General features: G+C 72.5%; 22 protein-coding genes. 15 read left to right on the top strand and 7 right to left on the bottom strand.

All coding sequences use genetic code 11. The features are described 5' to 3' along the window. The first annotated feature begins 108 nt into the window (after nt 1–108). The 7 genes from ACNAW0_RS10315 to ACNAW0_RS10285 all read left to right on the top strand — a co-directional run bounded on the left by ACNAW0_RS10315 (nt 109) and on the right by ACNAW0_RS10285 (nt 6,638). Nucleotides 109–1,299 carry an LCP family protein gene (locus ACNAW0_RS10315; RefSeq protein ID WP_416287511.1) on the top strand — a complete coding sequence of 397 codons (1,191 nt, stop codon included), beginning with the start codon at nt 109–111 and terminating at the stop codon, nt 1,297–1,299. 187 nt (nt 1,300–1,486) lie between these two features. After that, nucleotides 1,487–2,425 (top strand): LCP family protein, encoded by a 939-nt coding sequence (locus ACNAW0_RS10310; RefSeq protein WP_416287531.1) that lies wholly within the window; start codon nt 1,487–1,489, stop codon nt 2,423–2,425. Between the two features lie 28 nt (nt 2,426–2,453). Next, on the top strand, nt 2,454–2,789 hold the full coding sequence (locus ACNAW0_RS10305; RefSeq protein ID WP_416287510.1) for a rhodanese-like domain-containing protein: 336 nt from the start codon (nt 2,454–2,456) through the stop codon (nt 2,787–2,789). A gap of 15 nt (nt 2,790–2,804) precedes the next feature. Next, nucleotides 2,805–3,596 carry a glycerophosphodiester phosphodiesterase gene (locus tag ACNAW0_RS10300; protein WP_416287509.1) on the top strand — a complete coding sequence of 264 codons (792 nt, stop codon included), beginning with the start codon at nt 2,805–2,807 and terminating at the stop codon, nt 3,594–3,596. Nucleotides 3,597–3,676: 80 nt separating this feature from the next. Next, the gene (locus ACNAW0_RS10295; protein ID WP_416287507.1) at nt 3,677–5,128 is read left to right on the top strand and encodes an ATP-binding protein; all 1,452 of its coding nucleotides are present in this window, start codon (nt 3,677–3,679) and stop codon (nt 5,126–5,128) included. A 65-nt stretch (nt 5,129–5,193) separates the two neighbouring features. After that, a complete protein-coding gene (locus tag ACNAW0_RS10290) occupies nt 5,194–5,610 on the top strand; it encodes an ATP-binding protein (RefSeq protein WP_416287530.1) in 417 nt (138 codons plus the stop codon). Between the two features lie 140 nt (nt 5,611–5,750). Beyond that, nucleotides 5,751–6,638 carry a DUF5926 family protein gene (locus ACNAW0_RS10285; RefSeq protein ID WP_416287506.1) on the top strand — a complete coding sequence of 296 codons (888 nt, stop codon included), beginning with the start codon at nt 5,751–5,753 and terminating at the stop codon, nt 6,636–6,638. 55 nt (nt 6,639–6,693) lie between these two features. On the opposite strand, the gene ACNAW0_RS10280 is transcribed toward ACNAW0_RS10285, so the two are convergent. Then, on the bottom strand, nt 6,694–7,905 hold the full coding sequence (locus ACNAW0_RS10280; protein ID WP_416287505.1) for an arginine deiminase: 1,212 nt from the start codon (nt 7,903–7,905) through the stop codon (nt 6,694–6,696). A 163-nt stretch (nt 7,906–8,068) separates the two neighbouring features. Between ACNAW0_RS10280 and ACNAW0_RS10275 the strand changes: the two genes are divergently transcribed. From ACNAW0_RS10275 to pheA, 4 genes are all read left to right on the top strand, one after another. After that, a complete protein-coding gene (locus ACNAW0_RS10275) occupies nt 8,069–8,806 on the top strand; it encodes a hypothetical protein (protein ID WP_416287504.1) in 738 nt (245 codons plus the stop codon). A gap of 234 nt (nt 8,807–9,040) precedes the next feature. Then, entirely contained in the window at nt 9,041–9,496 is a 456-nt protein-coding gene (locus ACNAW0_RS10270; protein ID WP_416287503.1) for a hypothetical protein, read from the top strand. Between the two features lie 260 nt (nt 9,497–9,756). Beyond that, entirely contained in the window at nt 9,757–10,221 is a 465-nt protein-coding gene (locus tag ACNAW0_RS10265) for a hypothetical protein (RefSeq protein WP_416287529.1), read from the top strand. 10 nt (nt 10,222–10,231) lie between these two features. Then, nucleotides 10,232–11,188, top strand: coding sequence for a prephenate dehydratase (gene pheA / locus ACNAW0_RS10260; protein ID WP_416287502.1), 957 nt, complete (start codon nt 10,232–10,234; stop codon nt 11,186–11,188). A 43-nt stretch (nt 11,189–11,231) separates the two neighbouring features. Here pheA and ACNAW0_RS10255 read toward each other — a convergent pair whose 3' ends face one another. The 4 genes from ACNAW0_RS10255 to ACNAW0_RS10240 all read right to left on the bottom strand — a co-directional run bounded on the left by ACNAW0_RS10255 (nt 11,232) and on the right by ACNAW0_RS10240 (nt 13,073). Continuing rightward, nucleotides 11,232–11,951, bottom strand: a complete 720-nt coding sequence (locus ACNAW0_RS10255) for an AIM24 family protein (protein ID WP_416287501.1) — start codon at nt 11,949–11,951, stop codon at nt 11,232–11,234. A gap of 95 nt (nt 11,952–12,046) precedes the next feature. Further along, on the bottom strand, nt 12,047–12,391 hold the full coding sequence (locus tag ACNAW0_RS10250; RefSeq protein WP_416287528.1) for a metallopeptidase family protein: 345 nt from the start codon (nt 12,389–12,391) through the stop codon (nt 12,047–12,049). 117 nt (nt 12,392–12,508) lie between these two features. Then, nucleotides 12,509–12,937, bottom strand: a complete 429-nt coding sequence (locus tag ACNAW0_RS10245) for an OsmC family protein (protein ID WP_416287500.1) — start codon at nt 12,935–12,937, stop codon at nt 12,509–12,511. Nucleotides 12,938–12,947: 10 nt separating this feature from the next. Next, nucleotides 12,948–13,073, bottom strand: coding sequence for a hypothetical protein (locus ACNAW0_RS10240; RefSeq protein ID WP_416287499.1), 126 nt, complete (start codon nt 13,071–13,073; stop codon nt 12,948–12,950). 104 nt (nt 13,074–13,177) lie between these two features. Here ACNAW0_RS10240 and ACNAW0_RS10235 point away from each other — a divergent pair, with 104 nt between their 5' ends. Further along, nucleotides 13,178–13,999 carry an HAD family hydrolase gene (locus ACNAW0_RS10235; RefSeq protein ID WP_416287498.1) on the top strand — a complete coding sequence of 274 codons (822 nt, stop codon included), beginning with the start codon at nt 13,178–13,180 and terminating at the stop codon, nt 13,997–13,999. Continuing rightward, complete coding sequence (locus tag ACNAW0_RS10230; RefSeq protein WP_416287497.1) at nt 13,999–14,865, top strand: HAD family hydrolase; 867 nt, start codon at nt 13,999–14,001, stop codon at nt 14,863–14,865. Before ACNAW0_RS10235 ends, ACNAW0_RS10230 begins: the two co-directional genes overlap by 1 nt. A 19-nt stretch (nt 14,866–14,884) precedes the next feature. Here the strand turns inward: ACNAW0_RS10230 and ACNAW0_RS10225 are convergent, their stop codons facing one another. After that, nucleotides 14,885–15,466: a bacterial proteasome activator family protein gene (locus ACNAW0_RS10225; RefSeq protein ID WP_416287496.1), complete on the bottom strand. Its 582-nt coding sequence runs from the start codon at nt 15,464–15,466 to the stop codon at nt 14,885–14,887. A gap of 85 nt (nt 15,467–15,551) precedes the next feature. Between ACNAW0_RS10225 and ACNAW0_RS10220 the strand changes: the two genes are divergently transcribed. Continuing rightward, a complete protein-coding gene (locus ACNAW0_RS10220) occupies nt 15,552–16,379 on the top strand; it encodes an alpha/beta hydrolase family protein (protein ID WP_416287495.1) in 828 nt (275 codons plus the stop codon). A gap of 48 nt (nt 16,380–16,427) precedes the next feature. Next, entirely contained in the window at nt 16,428–17,642 is a 1,215-nt protein-coding gene (locus ACNAW0_RS10215; RefSeq protein ID WP_416287494.1) for an ABC transporter substrate-binding protein, read from the top strand. Between the two features lie 76 nt (nt 17,643–17,718). On the opposite strand, the gene ddaH is transcribed toward ACNAW0_RS10215, so the two are convergent. Continuing rightward, entirely contained in the window at nt 17,719–18,552 is an 834-nt protein-coding gene (gene ddaH, locus ACNAW0_RS10210) for a dimethylargininase (protein ID WP_416287493.1), read from the bottom strand. Nucleotides 18,553–18,559 lie beyond the last annotated feature (7 nt).

The following is an 18,559-nucleotide window of genomic DNA, read 5'->3' as shown; positions in this document are numbered from 1 at the left end:
CCACCGGCACGCGTACGCAGATCTTCGGCAAAAGTCGGCAGACGAGGTCGCCAGAACGGGGACGGATTTGTAAAGTAATCCCGCCCCCCATCACGAGCTGGAGCACGCATGCCGGTTCAGACCAGCCATCGCCCTGCGCCACTGGAGCCCGGCGCGCCCGGGCGGGTGCCCCCGATCGTTCCGGCTCAGCCCGGCCCGGGCGGGCCCGGCCCCGGCGGGGCGAAGAAGCGGGCCAAGCGCAAGGACCCGCTGTGGGCCCGGCTCACGCTGATCTTCGGCGCGGTGCTGATGATGGCCAGCGGCGCCGCGATCGTCGGCGCCAAGGCGCTGATCGGTCAGGCCACCAGCAGCATCGACCAGGGCAACCTGCTCGGCGACGCGGGCAAGACCGAGGCCGAGGGCGGCAAGAACCTCGACGGCCCGATCGACATGCTCCTGCTCGGCGTCGATGCCCGGGAACGCTGGGCCGCCGACAACGTCCGATCGGACACCATCATCATCCTGCACATCCCGGCCAGCCACGACCAGGCGTACCTGATCTCGATCCCGCGCGACACCGAGGCGGAGATCCCGGGGCACGGCACCGACAAGATCAATGCCGCCTTCTACTTCGGCGCGCAGAACGGTGGCGGCTGGGAGGGCGGCGCCCAACTGATGGCCAAGACCATCAAGCAGATGACCGGGATCGGCTTCGACGGCGCCGCGATCATCAACTTCGGCGGTTTCAAGAGCGTCATCGACGCCCTCGGCACCGTCCGGATCTGCGTGAGCCACGAGGTCGCGTCGAAGCACATGTCGCTGGTCGACGGCAAGCCGATGTGGAACGCGGACGCCAAGAAGACCGGCAAGCCCCGCACCAAGGTGGTGCACAAGAAGGGCTGCAAGGAGATGGAGGGCTGGGAGGCGCTCGACTACGCCCGCCAGCGCTACGGGCTGCCGGGCGGCGACTACGACCGCCAGCAGAACCAGCAGCAGCTGATCAAGGCGATGGCGAAGAAGGCCACCGAGAAGGGCGTGCTGACCAACCCGCTCAAGCTGAACCAGCTGATCAAGGCGGCCGGCAAGGCCCTCATCCTGGACACCGGCGGCGTACCGATCGCCGACCTCATCTTCACCCTCAAGGGCGTCACCGGCAACGACCTGGTCACCCTGCGGACCAACGGCGGCACGTTCGCCACCAACGCCAACAACCGGGAGACGCTGAACGAGCTGAGCCAGCAGATGTTCCGGGCGGTCAAGGACGACACGCTCGCCGATTTCGTGGTGTCCAACCCGGAAGTCCTCTCCACCAGAAAGTGAGCGTGACCCGGCGGTAGCTGCGGCGAAAGCGGCCACCTCCGGGCACGCCGGGCCGTAGCCTGACGTGAGGTGGTCTCACGACGGGACTGCGGGGGAGGGCATCACGTTCAGGCGAGCACGGACCAGACACGGGCGGGGACAAACCGCCCGCTGGACCCGGTTCCTGCTCGGTGGCGGACTCGCCCTGATCCTGCTCGCCACGCTCGGGCTGGCGGGGCTGCACTGGCTCACCCACCGGTACGACCGTACGGTGGCCAAGCAGGACCTGCTCGACTCGGCTGCGCGGCAGCGGAGGACCGACCTGTCCCGCGCGCTCAACTACCTGCTGGTCGGCTCGGACCACCGGCCCGGCGCCAACCCCGATGACCAGCGCTCCGACAGCATTCTGATCGTGCACGTGCCGGCCGGCGTGCGGCAGGCGTACCTGATCTCGATTCCGCGCGACCTGCTGGTCACCATCCCGCCGGCGGCCGGCTACGGCGGCGGCCAGGACAAGATCAACGCGGCAATCGAGCACGGCGGTGGCGGTGAGGCCGGGGCGCGGTTGCTCTCCGCCACCCTGACCCGGATCAGCGGGATCCGCTTCGACGGTGCCGCGCTGGTCGACTTCTCCGGCTTCAAGGAGGTCATCGACCTGCTCGGTGGCATCCGCATGTGCGTCGACACCGAGGTCCGGTCGGTCCACACCAAGACCCTGTTCACCCCCGGCTGCCAGCAGATGGACGGCGCCCGGGCCCTGGACTACGTCCGGCAGCGCTACGACCTGCCCGCCGGTGACTACGACCGGCAGCGCCACCAACAGCAGATGCTCCGCGCGGTGCTCGAGAAGGCCGGTGAGGCGCACGTGCGCGACGATCCGGTCAAGCTCGACCGGGTGCTCCGGGCGGTCGGCGGGGCGCTGACCGTGGACACCAACGGCGTGTCGCTGGACGACCTGCTCTTCGCGTTCCGCGGACTGTCGGCGGACGCGCTGCACGGGGTGCAGGTCCCCTCGTATCCGCAGGTCATCGACGAGGTCTCGTACGTGGTGCTGGACAACGGCGGCGGCGGGCTCTTCGACGCGCTGCGGGCCACCCGGATGCCCGAGTGGGCCGTGGCCAATCCCCGCTGGGTCAACCGGCTGTGACCGGGCCGGCGGTCTAGGCTTGGTAGCCGTGTTCGGACCCCGCGTTCCCAGCCTGCCCGCGTCGGCCTTGCCCGACGACACCTACCTGCTCGACGTCCGGGAGGACGACGAGTGGGCCGCCGGCCACGCGCCGGCCGCCCACCACCTGCCGATGACCGAGCTGCCCGGCCGGCTGTCCGAGGTGCCCGACGACCGCGCGGTGGCCGTGATCTGCCGCTCCGGCGGGCGGTCCGCGCAGGTCGTCGCGTACCTGCTGCGCAACGGCTGGGACCAGGTGCGCAACGTCGAGGGCGGGATGGGCGAGTGGGCCGCCGCCGGCCGCCCGGTGGTCACCGACAACGGGCAGCCGGGCCAGGTCATCTGAGGCGCGTCGACCGGCATGAGCACCCCCCTGGTCTTCGCGCACCGCGGCTCCTCGTACGACCTGCCCGAGCACACCCTGGCCGCGTACCTGCGAGCGCTCGACGAGGGCGCCGACGGACTGGAGTGCGACGTCCGGCTGACCCGGGACGGGCACCTGGTGTGCGTGCACGACCGCCGGCTGGACCGGACCAGCAACGGCCACGGGCTGGTCAGCGCGCGTACCCTCGCCGAGCTGGAGACGCTGGACTTCGGTTCGTGGCACCCCGGCGGGGTGGCTGCCGAGGGAGACGAACCGCTCGACGAGTCGCACACCCGGCTGCTCACCCTGGAACGGCTGCTCGAGGCCGTGCTGGCCGCCGGCCGGCCGGTCCGGCTGCTGATCGAGACCAAGCACCCCACCCGGTACGGCCGGGACGTGGAACGCCGCCTGGTCACCATGCTGCGCCGGTACGGCCTCGCCGAACCCCGCCCGGACGATCCGGTCCGGGTCACCGTGATGTCCTTCTCCCCACTCGCCGTACGCCGGATCCGCGACCTCGCGCCCGGCCTACCCACGGTGCTGCTGCTGGAGGTGCTGCCGCGCTGGCTGCGGCTGGGCCGGCTGCCGTTCGGCATCCGGATCGCCGGGCCGGGGGTCGCCCTGGTCCGGGCCCGGCCGCAGCTCGTCCCCGCGCTGCGGGCCGCCGGCAACCAGGTCTACATCTGGACGGTGAATGAGCCGGAAGACCTGGAGCTGGTGCTGGCCGCCGAGGTGGACGGCGTGATCACCGACCGACCCGCCCGGACGTTGGCCCGGCTGGGCCGTTGAGCCCGGTCGATCCGTCCGGCGGTCGGTCCCGCCCCGACCGGGGGTGTCCCCCGACCGGTTCGGCGGGGCAGACTCGGGACATGCCGGAGCGAACCGACTATCGCGCGCTCATCGCCGGCCACACCGGCGTGATCACGATGATCAACTCCGGGGACTCCGGGCTGCCGGTGCTCACCCGCCTGCTCCGGGTGGTCGAGTCCGCCGTGGGCGCTGCCGGCCTGGTGTTCGTCGAGTTCACCCCCGCCGGGGGCCGGGTGATCGCGGCGACCGGCAGCGCCGAGTTCGTCGTCGGCCGTCCCCTGCCACCGAACGACCCGGCCACCGTCTGCCTCCTCTCCGGTCCCGCCGTCCGCGAGGTCCGGGTGGACGCCATCCCGGGCGCGCTCGCCGACGAGGCGGCCGGCCGGGGGCAGCGCCGGATGATCGCGGCGCGGGCCGAGATCGGCGGCCTCAGGGTGGGCAGCCTGCACGCGCTCTTCCCCGAGGGGGAGCAGCTCGACGACTCCCAGCACGCCGTCATCGGGTACGTCGCCGCCTGCATAGCCCACCTGTACGGCGACCAGACCGGCCTACCGGTGCACGGCGACGTCCCGGTGGTGGCGGCTCTCGCCGACGGCCTCGCGGTGGTGGACCAGGGGCACCACGTACGGCTGTGGAACCCGGCCGCCGCGCAGGTGACCGGCCGCCCGGCCACCGAGGCGCTGAACCGCCCGCTGCCCTTCCCGCTGCCCCCGTCCGGACAGGTGCTCGACCACCGGTTGCCGGACGGCCGCTGGCTGCGGCTCACCGCCGCGGAGCTGCCCGGCCCGAACTCGCTGCGGGTGGTCACCTTCCGGGACATCACCGACCAGCAGCGCCGCGACCACGACCGGGACCTCTTCGTCGCGGTGACCAGCCACGAGCTGCGTACCCCGGTCACCGTGATCAAGGGGTACGCGGACACCCTCACCGACCACTGGGAGTCCCTCAGCGACGACGACCGGCGGCACGCCGCACGGATCATCGGGCAGCGGGCCAACGAGCTGGCCCGGTTGGTCGACCGGCTGCTCACCGCCGCCACCGAGAACCGGCCCGGGGAGCCGGCCGCTCCCTTCGACCTCGCCGCCGCGCTCCGGGCGGCGGTCACCGACCTGCCGGCCGACGTCCGGCACCGGATCGTCCTCGACCTGCCGGTCGACCTGCCCAAGGCGCTCGGTGACCGGCACGGCCTGGCCACCGTGCTCACCGAGCTGAGCACCAACGCCGAAAAGTACTCCCGGCCCGGCACCCCCATCGAGGTCACCGCCGCGGCGAACGAGCGGACCGTCTGCTTCCGCGTCGCCGACCGGGGCATCGGCATCCGACCGGAGCACGTGGAACGGGCGTTCGACCGGTTCTGGCAGGGCGAATCCGGTGACCGCCGGCGCTACCCGGGGGCCGGCCTGGGCCTCTATCTCGTCCGTCAGATTGTTGAACAACAGAATGGATGGGTATCCCTTCGACCGAGGACCGGTGGGGGTACGGTCGCAGAAGTGCGGCTGCCACGGGGATGACCAGGGTGCCCGCGGGGCGGAGAGGGACGACGGTGTCGACGGGTTCGGCCGAGCGCTCGTGGTGTGTGGTGGTGCCGCACCACGCGACCGGCGCGCGTCTGGCCCGGCACCGGCTCGCCGACGAACTGGCGGACGTCGTACCTCCGGCCCTGCTGGCCGATCTGGTCGCGGTCCTCGCAGAGCTGGTGGGCAACGCCGTACGCCATGCCGATCCGCTACCTGGCGGGGTGGTCCGGGTGGCCTGGCGGCTGCGCCCGGCGGCCGACGGGCAGCGCGTCCAGCTCCGGGTCACCGACGGCGGTTCCGCCGTGGGCCCACTGATGCGTCCGTCGACCCCGGACTCGGTCGACGGACGCGGGCTGCACATCGTCGCCGGCCTGGCCAGCCGCTGGGGAGTCGAGCGCGACGGCCTCGGCCAGAGCGTCTGGGCCGAGTTCGACCCGATCCGGTCGGTCCGGTCCGACCTGGTCGCCGCCGGCTGAGCGGGCCGGAAGGCGGGTCCTGCCCCCACCACTCCGGTCCGGCATCTAGGCTGTGCTGCCATGAGCGAGCGCAGCGAGCGAATCATCAGGCACGGTGCCGTGGAGCCTCATGCGGACGCCGAGCGGAGCGAGGCGGTCGCATGAGCAAGCGTCGAAAGAGCCAGCAGGCGGTCGCCGAAGTCAGCCCGAAGCGGCAGAAGGTGCGCGACGTCTTCGTGCCCCGACCGTTCGAGGGGCTGGTTGACGAGCCGGAGTGGATCGCGCTGCGCGAGCTGGTTCCGGCCGCCACCGCGCCGCTGAAGCTGACCCCCGAGCTGGCCGAGGAGTACGGCGACCGGCCGGTCGCCCTGGCCACCGTGCTGCCGATGGCCGCCCCGGCCATGACCAAGCCGGACGGGCGGGTCTTCATCGGTCTGCAGCGGCACCAGCAGTCCGGCGACGTCTCCCGGGACCTGGCCGACGCGCTGCTCTGCGCCCTGCGTACCGAGCCGGGCGGCCAGGTGTCGGTGCCGCCGCTGCCCGGCCCGGGGCCCCGCCTGCAGGACATCCTGGTCGACGGCCCGCTCGAGATCACCATGCATGACGGGTTCGGGTTCTGGCTCGACCCGGGCGCGACCGACGACCCGTCCGTGCAGGCGTCACTGGAGCGGGCCAACGCGGCGGTCTACCCGACCGTGAAGCTGGCGGCGGCGCGGGCGGCGTACTGGTGCCAGGTGCCCGAGAAGGCCCACGTGCGCTGGGTGCTGCCGGACGACGAGGACGTGGCGCTCGACGCGCTGTCCCGGCTGAGCGTGGCCGGCACGCTGACCCTCGGCGACAACACCCGCTTCGCCGGCATGTTCCGGGCGCACGGCCGCCTGGTGCCGGTCTGGGACCTGCCGGAGGACACCCCGGCCGCCGACTGGGAGGAGCCGGTGACCGAGTTCGCCAAGCGATACGCCGAGGCGCTCGCGGAGCAGGAGCCGCTGGACGTCGCCGGGCGCCGCGCCCGTCAAGGCCTCCTCGGCCGCCAGCTCACCCTGCGTTGAGGTGTAAGGAGGGGCCCCTTGTTAACAGACGTGTGTTAACAAGGGGCCCCTCCTTTCAGCGGTGCAGCGGTTCGCGGAGCAGTGGGCAGGACATGCAGCGCGGCCCGCCCCGCCCGGAGCCCAGCTCCGAGCCGGCGACGGCGATCACCTCGATGCCGGCCCGTTCCAGCTGGGCGTTGGTCTCCACGTTCCGCTCGTAGCCCACGCAGAGCCGGGGCGCGAGGGCGAGGGTGTTGTTGCCGTCGTCCCACTGCTCCCGTTCGGCGGTGACCGGGTCGAGGCCGGTGTCGATCACCCGGAGCTGGTCGAGGTCCATCGCGTCGGCGGCGGCGCGCAGGAACGGCGCCGGACCGTCGACCCGCGGCTCGTCGCCGTCCACCCCGGCGATGATCGTGTACGCCGACAGTTCGCTGGCGATGTTGGGGTACATCAGCACGGCGTCCACGTCGACCATGGTGCAGACCGTGTCCAGGTGCATCGTGGCCCGCTCCTGGGCGATCGGCACCACCAGGATGGTGTGCGCCAGGCCGGCGCCGAAGACCTGCCGGGCGAGCCGTTCCGCGCCGGCCGGCGTGGTCCGCTCGCCCACTCCCACGGCGAGCACCCCGGGCCCGAGCAACAGCACGTCGCCGCCCTCCAGGTGCTCCAGCTCCGGGTGGTAGACGAACTCCGTACCGGCGAAGCGCGGGTGGTGGCGGTAGATCGTGTCGGTCAGGGTGGTCTCCCGCCGCCGGGCCGGCATGGCCAGGCTGGTCACCCCGACCCGGTCGGAGATCCAGACCGAGGAGTCCCGGGTGAACAGCAGGTTGGGCAGCGGATCGATGACGAAGTCGTGCCGGTCCATCAGGGTCCAGACCAGGCCGCCCGGCCGGTCCCGGCCGACCCGCAGTTCCTCGTGGGCGAGTCCGGCGATGAACACGTCGGCCAGGGCGGCCGGGTCGAGGTACGCGAGGTGGTCGGCGACCCGCCGGCGCAGCGTGTCGCCCAGCCGGGGCGAGCGCAGCACGAGTTCGGTCAGCTCGGCCCGGGCGCCCGGCACGGCGAGCGCCTCGGCCAGCAGGGTGGCCAGGTAGAGCACCTCCACCCCGCGGGAACGCAGGGCCTCGGCGAAGGCGTCATGCTCCTCCTGCGCCCGGCCCACCCATGGGATAGCGTCGAAGAGCAAGGCGTCGTTGTTGCGTGGGGTGAGCCGGGCCAGTTCCGGCCCGGGGCGGTGCAGGAGCACCGTGCCGAGTCGGGCGACCTCGCTGTCCACATAGTGGGTCACCTTCGCAGCGTAGGACAGGCGTCCGCACCATCCGGGAAAAGATGTGTGGATGAATATGGCATTCATCCGCACTCATTCCGGCGCTCCAACTTGCCGACCACCCGGGTGCGCAACGTAGGGTAGTGAGGACATAACTTCGAGAGACCTTTTGCCGGAGGTCGCGATGACTGTCTTTCCCGCTCGCCGAGCTGTGCCGACCCGGGCCTTACCACCGGTCGCGGTGCCTCACCCCCGGGTCGAGTCCACCTCGGTGCTCGAACCCACCCGACCGACTCCGCTGCAGTGGGCCCGCCGCCGCCGGGCCGAGCGGGACGCCCGCCGGTTGGAGGCGGCCGGAGCCCGGGCGCTCGGCCAACTCGACCACCTCGGTCCCGCCTGGCACGTCATCGAGTGGCCCCGGACAGACGTCTCGGACGTCCTGCTCGAGCGCGGCCAGGACGATCGGGCCGGGTTCCTCGCCATCGGGCCGAGCGGGCTCTTCGCGGTCACCATCGCCGACAACGGCCGCGCCCGGGTGCTCGTCGCCGGCGACGTGGTGCAGATCAACGGCAAGCGCCCGCCCTATGTGGCCGAGGCGCGCCGGGACGCCAAGCGGGCCAGCAAGGCCCTCTCCGAGGCGGTCGGCCTGCCGATCCCGGTGACCCCGGTGCTGACCTTCGTCGGCTCCGGGGTCATCAGCGTGTACGGCCTGCCGAAGGACTGCCTCATGGCCACCCACCGGGAGCTGGACCGCCTGCTCGTGGCGGGCGGCAATCGGATCAGCCCGGCCACCGCCGAGAAGCTCTCCCGGGTCGCCCAGACCCCGTCCACCTGGCTCCACGGCACGTACCGTCCAGCAGCCGACTACCGGTGGTATGACGAGGGCCGAACGGCCGCTGACAAGCAGGCCGCACGCCGGTAACGTCTGCGGCGACGTCACGCGGTCCCCGGGCCCGCCTCCGGCGGTTCCGTCGGCCCGCGCCGTCCCCGGCCGCCCCGACACGGACACCCACCGCACCGACACCTGCCCCCACGGCCCGCCAGTGCTCCCTGAGGCACCCTGAGCAGCACCGACGGCCGGTGGTTCAGCACAGGCGCACGGGCGCCGTGCCGACCGGCTAGCGTGGACGAACCGTCGGTGTACATAGGAGGCGCGGTGGCCCACGTCGAACTCTCGCTCTCGGAAGTCTTCGTGCCCATGGCGGGGACACCGGCCGAGCAGGAGTCCGACAACGTCGGGCAGTGGTCCGGCGCGGTCTCCCGAGCCGCCGAGCCGTGCCTGCTGATCGACGCCGGCACCACCGTGGTGGCGATCTCTTTGTCGGGCTGCGAGCTGCTCCACCTCGGCGAGCCGGAGGACGTGATCGGACTGCCGCTGCTGGAGGGCGGCCTGCGCCTGGTCGACTTCACTGCCAAGCCGAGCGAGCTGACCGAGCTGGAGACCGACAAGATCCCGCCGCTGCTCGCCCTGCACTCCGGCCGGCTGGCCCGCGGCCTGCTCCGGGTCCAGGGGCCCGGCACCGGCGGCGGCACCACCGTCGACGCCATCTCCACCCCGGTGCTCGCCGACGGCGACGTGGCCGGCTCCCTGACCTTCTTCTCCCGGGTCTGACCTGCGAAAACGGGCGCTCCGCGGCGCACCGGCGATGCCGGGGCGGCCCCGCCCGCACGTCGCGGACCGGGCACCGGGTGCACAGGTGACCTTCACCTGGCCACGTGATCCTCTTACGATGGGCTCGGCCGCCCGGCCGCAAGGACATCCCTCGATTCCCGAGGATCGGACCCGTGCCACCCACCCCACTTAGCCCCACCGACCGCCGGAGACCGAGCCGCCCGGCGGCACCGCGCCCCCCGCGGGCCGTTCCGGCGGCACTGGTCGCGGTGCTGGCTCTCGCCGGCTGCGGCGTCCCGCCGGAGCTGCAACGGTCGGCCGCCCCAGCCGTCACCGCCACCCCCACGCCCACGGCCACGCCGAGCGCGACGCCGACCGCCCCGGCCACGCGGGGCGCGCCGACCCGTAGCCCCACCACAGCCCCGAGCGCCGCACCCTGTGGGTCCGGGCCGTCCGGGGAACGGGTGATCGCGCTGCTGCGCGGCGCGCGGGTGCTGCCCCGGAACGTCCGGGTCACGGCCCGAACGGGGCCCCTCTGCGCGGAGGACTGGCAGTACACCGTGTTGGCGGTGACCGGGCACGAGGAACTCCAGGTGGTCACGCAGGGCAAGCCGGCCGCCCTGGAACTGGTGACCGCCGGGACCGACGTCTGCTCCGCCGAGGTACGCGCCACCGGCCCGCCCGGCATCCGGACTCTGGCCTGCGACGGCACCCCCGGTGCGTAGGCTGGTCGTCATGCCCGGAACACCGCCGACCCGCTTCGTCTACCTCGGCCCCGAGGGCACCTTCGCCGAACAGGCGCTGCGTACCGTCCCCGCCGCCGAGCGAGGCAACCGGACGCCGGCCCGCAGCGTCGGCGAAGCACTGGACGTCGTACGGGCCGGGGAGGCGGACGCGGCCCTGGTGCCGCTGGAGAACTCGATCGGCGGCGCGGTCGGGGTGACCCTCGACGAGCTGGCCGAGGGCGAGCCGCTGGTGATCACCCGAGAGGTGATCCTGCCGGTGGAGTTCGTGCTGGCGGCCCGTCCGGGCAACTCCCTGGCCGAGGTGCGGAGCGTGGCCGCGCACCCGCAGGCGTCCACCCAGTGCCGGAGCTGGCTGCGCGACCACCTGGCCGACGCGACCGTGGTCGACGTGCTGTCGAACGGCGCAGCCGCGGCCGGCGCGGCGGCGGGCGAGTACGACGCCGCCATCTGCGCCCCGATCGGCGCGGCCCGGCACCGGCTGACCGTGCTCGCCGACAAGATCGCCGACCATCCGGACGCGGTGACCCGGTTCACGCTGCTGTCCCGACCCGCCCCGCCGCCGCCCCCCACCGGCGACGACGTCACGTCGTTGGCGGTCTACATCGCCCACGACCGGGTGGGCGCGCTGCTCTCCGTGCTGATGGAGCTGGCCGTACGCGGGGTGAACCTGACCCGGATCGAGTCCCGCCCGACCGGCGAGGCGCTCGGCCGGTACGTCTTCTTCCTCGACTGCACCGGGCACGTGGCCGACGCCCGGCTAGGCGAGGCGTTGCAGGGGCTGCGCCGGATCTGTGCGGACGTGCGCTTCCTCGGGTCGTACCCCCGGCACCGGTGGAGCCCGGCGGCGAGCGACCGGCCGGTCCCCGCTCCGGCCGGCCTCTCGGACGCCGACTACGCCGACGCGACGGCCTGGCTGGCCCGGCTGCGCACCGGTGAGCTGAGCTGACGGTACGCGGGGCGCCCGGGCCGGACGCCCCGCGCACCGCATGTCACTGCAGCAGGCCGCCGAGCATGCCGCCCTGTTGCTGCTGGGTGCCGCTGCCCTGCCCCGGCCGCTCCTCGGACGGCTGGACCACGACGAAGCCCTGACCGGCGAAGCTCATCGTGAACGCCTCACCGGTGGTCCGGCCAATCAGGGTGCCGAGGCCGAGCTGGTCGGCGCGGTGGTAACCGGTCTGGAGGTTGGCCGACCAGCAGACCGCCGCCTGCGGGTCGACGTACGTCGGGGCATCCACGTTGAGCACCACCGGGGTCCCCTCGGTGGTGACGGCGATCCGGCCGTGGCCGGTGAAGACGCAGTTGAACAGCCCGGAGGAGGCGAAGCCCATGCCGCTGACCATCTTGATCTCATAGGCCAGCGTGGAGTCGAAGGCGAGGACGCTCGAGCCATTGATCGACAGGGCGTCACCGGGCTCCAGGTCGATGATGTGCACGTCCTTGGCGAGGTCGGCGAGGAAGACGTCGCCGCGCCCGCTGACCTTCATCAGCGGGACGCCCTCGCCGGTGAGCCGCTGCTTGAGGTATTTGCCGATGCCGCCCGAGCCGAGCGCCTGGAAGTGCACCTGCCCCTGGTAGGCGACCATGGACCCGACCCGGGCCATCGCCTCGCCGTTCAGCTCGATCTTCAGCATCTTGGAGTTCTGCAGCCGCATGCCCGGCTGCTGGGACTCCTTTTCCAGGTTCTCCGCGGAGAACGGCGCGCTGCGCATGGGTTTCCTCCTGCATCGGGATGTGCCTGCACAGGAGGCTAGGGGACTCCCGCAACGCCGGGGACCGGCCGAGCGGGGCGGCGGACGGGCACCCGTCAGGCCCAGCCGAGGGCGTGCAGCCGCTCGTCGTCGATGCCGAAGTGGTGGGCGATCTCGTGCACCACGGTCACCGCGACCTCGTCGACGACGTCCTCCTCCGTGTCGCAGATCCGCAGGATCGGGCGGCGGTAGATGAGGATCCGGTCCGGCAGGACGCCGGAGTAGTCCCAGCCCCGCTCGGTGAGGGCGTGCCCCTCGTAGAGCCCGAGCAGGTCCTCGCCCGGCGGCGGGTCGTCCTCGACCAGGATGACCACGTTGCTCATCAGCCCGAGCAGTTCCTCGGGCACCTCGTCGAGCGCCTCGCCGACAAGTTCCTCGAACCGTTCCCCGCTCATCTCCACGGCCACGCCGCCCATCCTTCCCGACCCGCCGCCACCCGACCACCCGTGCGGGTTGGACGAGACGGCCGCCCCGCCAGGCGTACGTGGTCGCGTGGCGCGGGTCGGGGCGGGAACGGATCAGGCGAGGCGGGCGGTCAGCGCGATCTGCGCGCCCGGCGAGAGCAGCCGCGAGATGGGGCAGTTCTCCTTGGCCGCCTCGGCCAGCTTGGTGAACTGGGCCTCATCCATGCCCGGGACCTGGCCGACGGTCTCCAGGTCGATCCGGGTCACGGTCATGCCCGCGTCGGTCTTGTCGAAGTGCACCTTTGCGGTGGTCTCCACCGAGGTGTCGGTCGCGCCCGCGTCGGCGAGCTGCTTGGAGAGGGCCATCGAGAAGCAGCCGGCATGCGCGGCCCCGATCAGCTCCTCGGGGTTGGTCCCCTCACCCTCCTCGAAGCGCGACTTGAACGAGTAGTTGCCGGTCAGGCCGCCCTTGCCGGTACGGACCGTGCCGGCGCCCCCGGCGAGGTCGCCCTGCCAATGTGCGGAAGCGGTACGGATAGGCATGTCACCGACGCTAATCGAAACCGGGCGGCCACGCACCGGTCAGCGGCGAGCCGAATAGAAGCTCGGCCTGGCCGGCATGGTCGCGCTCGCCCTGCACGACGCCGGCCAGTTGGTCTCCGATTCGCCGGAAAGCCATGGTTGCGACCCCTTCCGCGAGATACGGTTGCTGCCCGCCGATCGTGGGCCGAGGCACCGACGATCTGGACGGCTGGCGCGACGGCGGCGGGCGAAGGAGGAACCATGACCCGCCCGGGGCTGCCCAAGCTGATCGCCACCGATCTCGACGGAACGCTCGTCCGCAGCGACGAGACCGTCTCGGCGTACACCCACCAGGTGCTCGACCGGGTGCGGGCCGCGGGGATTCCGGTGGTCGGCGCGACCGGCCGCGGACCGCGCCTGACCGAACTGACCCGCAACGACATCCGCGCCGCCGACTTCCTGGTGATGGCCGGCGGGGGACGGGTGGTCGACCAGAGCGACCCGGAGGGGCCACTGGTGCTGCGCGACGAGCGGCTCTCCGGCGAGGTGCTCGCCCGGCTGCTCGCCGACCTGGAAGCCGCGGTCGGCCCGCTGATCGTGATGGTGGAGGCGTCCGACGAGCACGACGCGCCGCTCTGGGGCGACTTCCACGCGAGCTGGCCGTACCAGGACCGGTTCGAGGCGCGCAGCCGCGCGGAGTGCCTCTCCCACGATGTGATCAAGGCGTTCGCCCGGACCGCCGACCACCACGTGGACGCACTACTGGCGGTGGCCCGGCGGCTCGTCCCGCCGGAGCTGGCCACGCTCACCCAGGCCGGCCAGGGCTTCATCGAGATCTGCCCGCCCGGGGTGGACAAGTCCACCGGGCTGAGCGTGGTGGCCGAGCGGCTCGGCGTCGACCCGGCGGAGGTGCTGGTCTTCGGGGACCAGCCGAACGACCTGCCGATGTTCGGGTGGGCCGGCTGGGGGCGGGTGGCGGTCGCCAACGCCCACCCGGAGGTCCGCGCGGCGGCCGACGAGATCACCCTGCGCAACGACGACGACGGAGTCGCGGTCTACCTGGACCGACTACTCTCCCGGTGATGGCAGAGACACCCCGGCTGGTCGCGACCGACATCGACGGCACGCTGCTCCGGGACGACCGGACGCTCAGCCCGCGTACCGCCGGGGTGCTCGCCCGGATCGCCGCGGCGGGCACGCCGGTCGTGCTGGTCACCGGCCGTCCCATCCGCTGGCTCCAACTCGTGTACGACCAGCTCGCCGCGCCGCTGCCGGCGGTCTGCGCCAACGGTGCGGTGGTGTACGACCCGGTCGCCGACGAGGTGCTCCGGGCCGACCCGCTCGCCCCCGAGCTGCTCGCCGAGGTGGCCCGGCGGCTGCGGGCCCAGGTGCCCGGGGTGAGCTTCGCGGTGGAGATCGTGGACAGCCGGCAGATGCGGCACGAGGCGCACTACCCGCTGCGCTGGGACGCCGACACGGACGCGATCCGGGCGGTCGAGTCACCTGAGGAACTGCTGGCGGTCCCGGCGGTGAAGCTGCTGGCCCGCGCCGGCGAGCAGGACCCGGACGTGTTCGTCCGGGTGGTGGCCGGGGCGCTGGAGGGGCTGGCCGAGGCGACCCACTCCTCGTACACCGGGCTCGTGGAGATCTCCGCCGCGGGGGTGACCAAGGCGGCTGGCCTGGCCTGGTACGCCGCCCGGCTCGGGTTCGACGAGCGGGAGGTGCTGGCCTTCGGGGACATGCCGAACGACGTGCCGATGCTGACCTGGGCCGGGCGGGCGGTGGCGGTCGCCAACGCGCACCCGGCCGTGCTGGAGATCGCCGACGAGGTGACCGGGTCGAACACCGAGGACGGCGTGGCGGCGTACCTGGAGCAGATCTTCGGGGTGGGCTGCGACGACTCCAGGTCGCGGCGCGGCGGCAGACGCGCCGAGCTGGAGTCGTCGTAGCGCGGACGCGCCCGCGCCGTCAGAGGTACTGGCCCGGCGCGTGCCCCTCGTTGGTCGGCGGCATGCCCGGCATGCCGGGGGCCATGCCACCGGGGCCGCTCGGCAGCGCGGCCCGGCCGGAGCGCATCTGCTCGAGCTGGACCCGGGCGGCCATCTGCTGGGCGACCAGGGCGGCCTGGATCCCGTGGAACAGCCCTTCCAGCCAGCCGACCAGCTGGGCGTGGGCGATCCGCAGCTCGCTCTCGCTGGGCGCCTTGTCCTCGGTGAAGGGCAGCGAGATCCGCTCCAGCTCCTCGCGCAGTTCGGGCGCGAGCCCCTCCTTCAGCTCGACGATCGACCGCTCGTGGATCTCCCGCATCCGGTGCCGGCTGGCGTCGTCGAGGGGGGCCGCCTTGACCTCCTCCAGCAGCTGCTTGATCATGCTGCCGATCCGCATCACCTTGGCCGGCTGCTCCACCAGGCGGGTCGGGTCCTCGCCCTGCCCCTCCTCGGTCTGCATGGTGCCGACCGGTCGACCGTCCGGCCCGACCACCACCACCGTGCCGGGGATGCCGTCGTTGTCGTGTTCGTCGTTCGGTCCGGCAGCGCGCGCTTCGGTCATGGCCCCATCTTCACCCAGCCGCAGCCGTCCGCGCGCGCCGGGATCGGCTAACGGACCGAAGCGATCCAGCGCTACGGTCGCCGTCATGTCCGCAGACCCACGCGCCGTACTGACCCGACCGGCCCCGCCGCCGGACGTCACGGTCGCCTACGGCGACCACCCGGAGCAGCTTGCCGATCTTCGCCGACCGCCCGCCGGCGGGCCGGCGCGGCGGCTGGTGGTCGTGGTGCACGGCGGCTTCTGGCGCGCCGACTACGACCGCACCCACACCGGCCCGATGGCCGCCGCGCTGGCCGCGCTCGGTCACCCGGTCGCCCAGGTCGAGTACCGGCGTACCGGCCAGCCCGACGGGGGGTGGCCGAACACCCTCACCGATGTGCTGGCCGGGGTCGCCGCGCTGCCCGAGCTGGCCGCTGCCGCGCTGCCCGGGCTGGTGGCGCCCGCCCCGCCGATCTTGATCGGGCACTCGGCGGGTGGGCACCTGGCGCTCCACGTGGCGGCGCACGCCCCGGCTGCGGTCGGCGGAGTGCTCGCGCTGGCGCCGGTCGCGGACCTGGCCGAGGCGTACCGGCTGGACCTGGACGGGGGCGCGGTGGCCGCGCTGCTCGGCGGCGGCCCGGCCGAGGTCCCCGAGCGGTACGCGGCCGCCGATCCATCGGCATCGGTGGCGACACCGGTGCGTACGGTAGTCATTCACGGTGCCCTCGACCGCCAGGTTCCGGTCGCGATGAGTCGCTCCTGGGTGGCCGCCGCCTGCGCCGCCGGCACCCCGGCCACCCTGATCGAGCTGCCCGAGTGCGAGCACTATGGGCTCATTGCCCCCGACTCGGCGGCATGGCCCCGGGTGGTCGGTGCGTTGCGGTCCCTGCACGATGATGTTCCGGGAATTGACGCAGCGTCGCCAAGCAGGTAGAACGCCGAGGGGGCGTGCGTCCCGTCAGCCTTTCGGGGAAGGAAATCGGTGTCGCAGATGAACCGCAGGCGGGCTCTTCAGCTGCTGGCCGCACTCGGTACCACCGGGCTGGCGGCGGGCTGCGGCTCCGACTCGCAGGGCACCACCACCCCGGGCAGCCCGATCAAGATCGGGCTCATCGTGCCGGGGAGCGGCCCGAACAAGGCCATCGGGGACGAGATCACCAACGGGTTCCAGCTCTTCCTCAGCCTCAACGACCAGCAGCTCGGCGGGCACCCGGTGACCCTGGTGACGGCCGAGGAGGGCGACAGCAAGAAAAGCGGCGAGGCCGCCGTCGACCAGCTCCTCAAGGAGGGCGTGCTCGCGCTCACCGGCGTGGTCAGTTCCACCGTCATGTTCGGCATCCGGGACGCCATCGAGCAGGCCCGGGTTCCGCTGGTCGGCTCCAACGCCTCCCCGATCAGCCTGCAGAGTGTCGTCTACATCTGGCGCACGTCGTACGTGCTCAGTGAGCCGGGCGACGCGCTCGGCCAGTACCTGCGGCAGGATCTGGACCCGTCCAGCAAGATCGCCGTGGTCGCGCCGCAGAGTGCGAGCAGCCGGGACGTCATCGAGGGCTTCCGGCGGGGCTACGAGCAGGGCGGTCGCCAGATCAGCGAACCGATCTACACCCCCGACCTGCCCAACCCGGGCAAGGGCACGTACACCACCGCGATCCGCAAGGCACTGCTTCGCAAGCCGGACGCGGTCTTCTGCCACTACACCGGCGCGGCCGCGGTGGCCTTCATCAAGCAGCTCTACGACGAGGGCTACCGGGGTCCGATCTACGCGCCCGGCTTCCTCACCGAGGGCACCGTGTTGAGCCAGCTCGACGACGGGGAGGGGGGCGAGATGCGGAAGCAGATCGAGGGCTCTGGCATCCACACCGCCCTGAACTACTCGGCCGACCTCAACAACAGCGCCAACCGGGTGTTCGCCGCGGCCTACCGGAAGACGCACAACGCCACCCCGACCACCTACGCGATGGCCTCGTACGACGCCGCGCAGGTGCTGGACAAGGCGATCCGGCTGGTCGGGGCGGATCCGACTCCGCAGCAGGTCAACCTGGCGCTCGGCAAGATCGGCCAAGTCGACAGCCCGCGCGGGGCCTGGCAGTTCAACCAGCCGCGTACCCCGCAGCAGAAGTGGTACCTGCGCCAGGTCCAGCTCGACGGCCGGATGCTGTCGAACGTGGTGGTCAGCGAGCTGGCAACCCTGGGCTGATCCCCCTCGTACGCCGAACGGGCGGTTCTCCCCGCGGGAAGGCCGCCCGTTTCCGTGCTCGGTGCCGGGGCGCGCGTCAGTGGCGCAGCTCGGCGATGCAGCACTTCACGCTGCCGCCGCCCTTCTTCAGCTCGGCCAGCTCGACCGGGACCGGGTGGTAGCCGACGGCCTTGAGCTTGCCGGCCAGCCGGGTCGCCTCGCTGTTCAGCACGACGTTGAGCCCGTCGCTGACCAGGTTCAGGCCGAAGGCCAGCGCGTCCTCGTCGTCGGCGATCAGCGCGTCCGGGAAGAGCTGGGCGAGGACCTTCCGGCTGGCCGCCGAGAAGGCGCCCGGGTAGTAGACGATGTTCTCGTCGTCGATCGCGGCGAGCGCCACGTCCAGGTGGTAGAAGCGCGGGTCGATCAGGCGCAGCGAGACCACCGGGCGGCCGAGCGCCTCCTGCGCCTCGGCGTGCGCCGCCAGCTCGGTGCGGAAGCCGTGGCCGGCGAGGATCAGGCCGCCGTGCGCGTCCGGCAGGTACGCGAAGTCGCCCTCGCCCTCGTTGGTCTCGCTCGGCGCGATGAACCGCCAGCCGTTCGCCTCGTAGAAGGCCCGATGCGCGGTGGCCTCGGCGGTCCGCTGCTCGTGCTTGAACTGGGCCCCGTAGACCGTGCCGTCCACCACGAAGGCGCCGTTGGCGGCGAAGACCATGTCGGGCAGCCCGTGCTCGGGGGTGAGCAGGTGCACCTCGTGGCCGAGGCCGACGAGGGCCTCCCGCAGGCGGTCCCACTGCTTGACCGCCAGGTCCGCGTCGACCGGCGCGGTCACGTCCATCCACGGGTTGATCGCGTACTCGACCGCAAAGTGTTCGGGCGAGCACATGACGTATGTCCGCTTTCGCGGGACTCGCTGCTGGTTCACGGTCACCAAGAGTAGG

The organism is Micromonospora sp. SL1-18 (assembly GCF_047921505.1).
GTDB lineage: Bacteria > Actinomycetota > Actinomycetes > Mycobacteriales > Micromonosporaceae > Micromonospora.
Note: the sequence above shows the minus strand (reverse complement) of the source record. Positions and strands in the feature narration are given on the sequence as shown.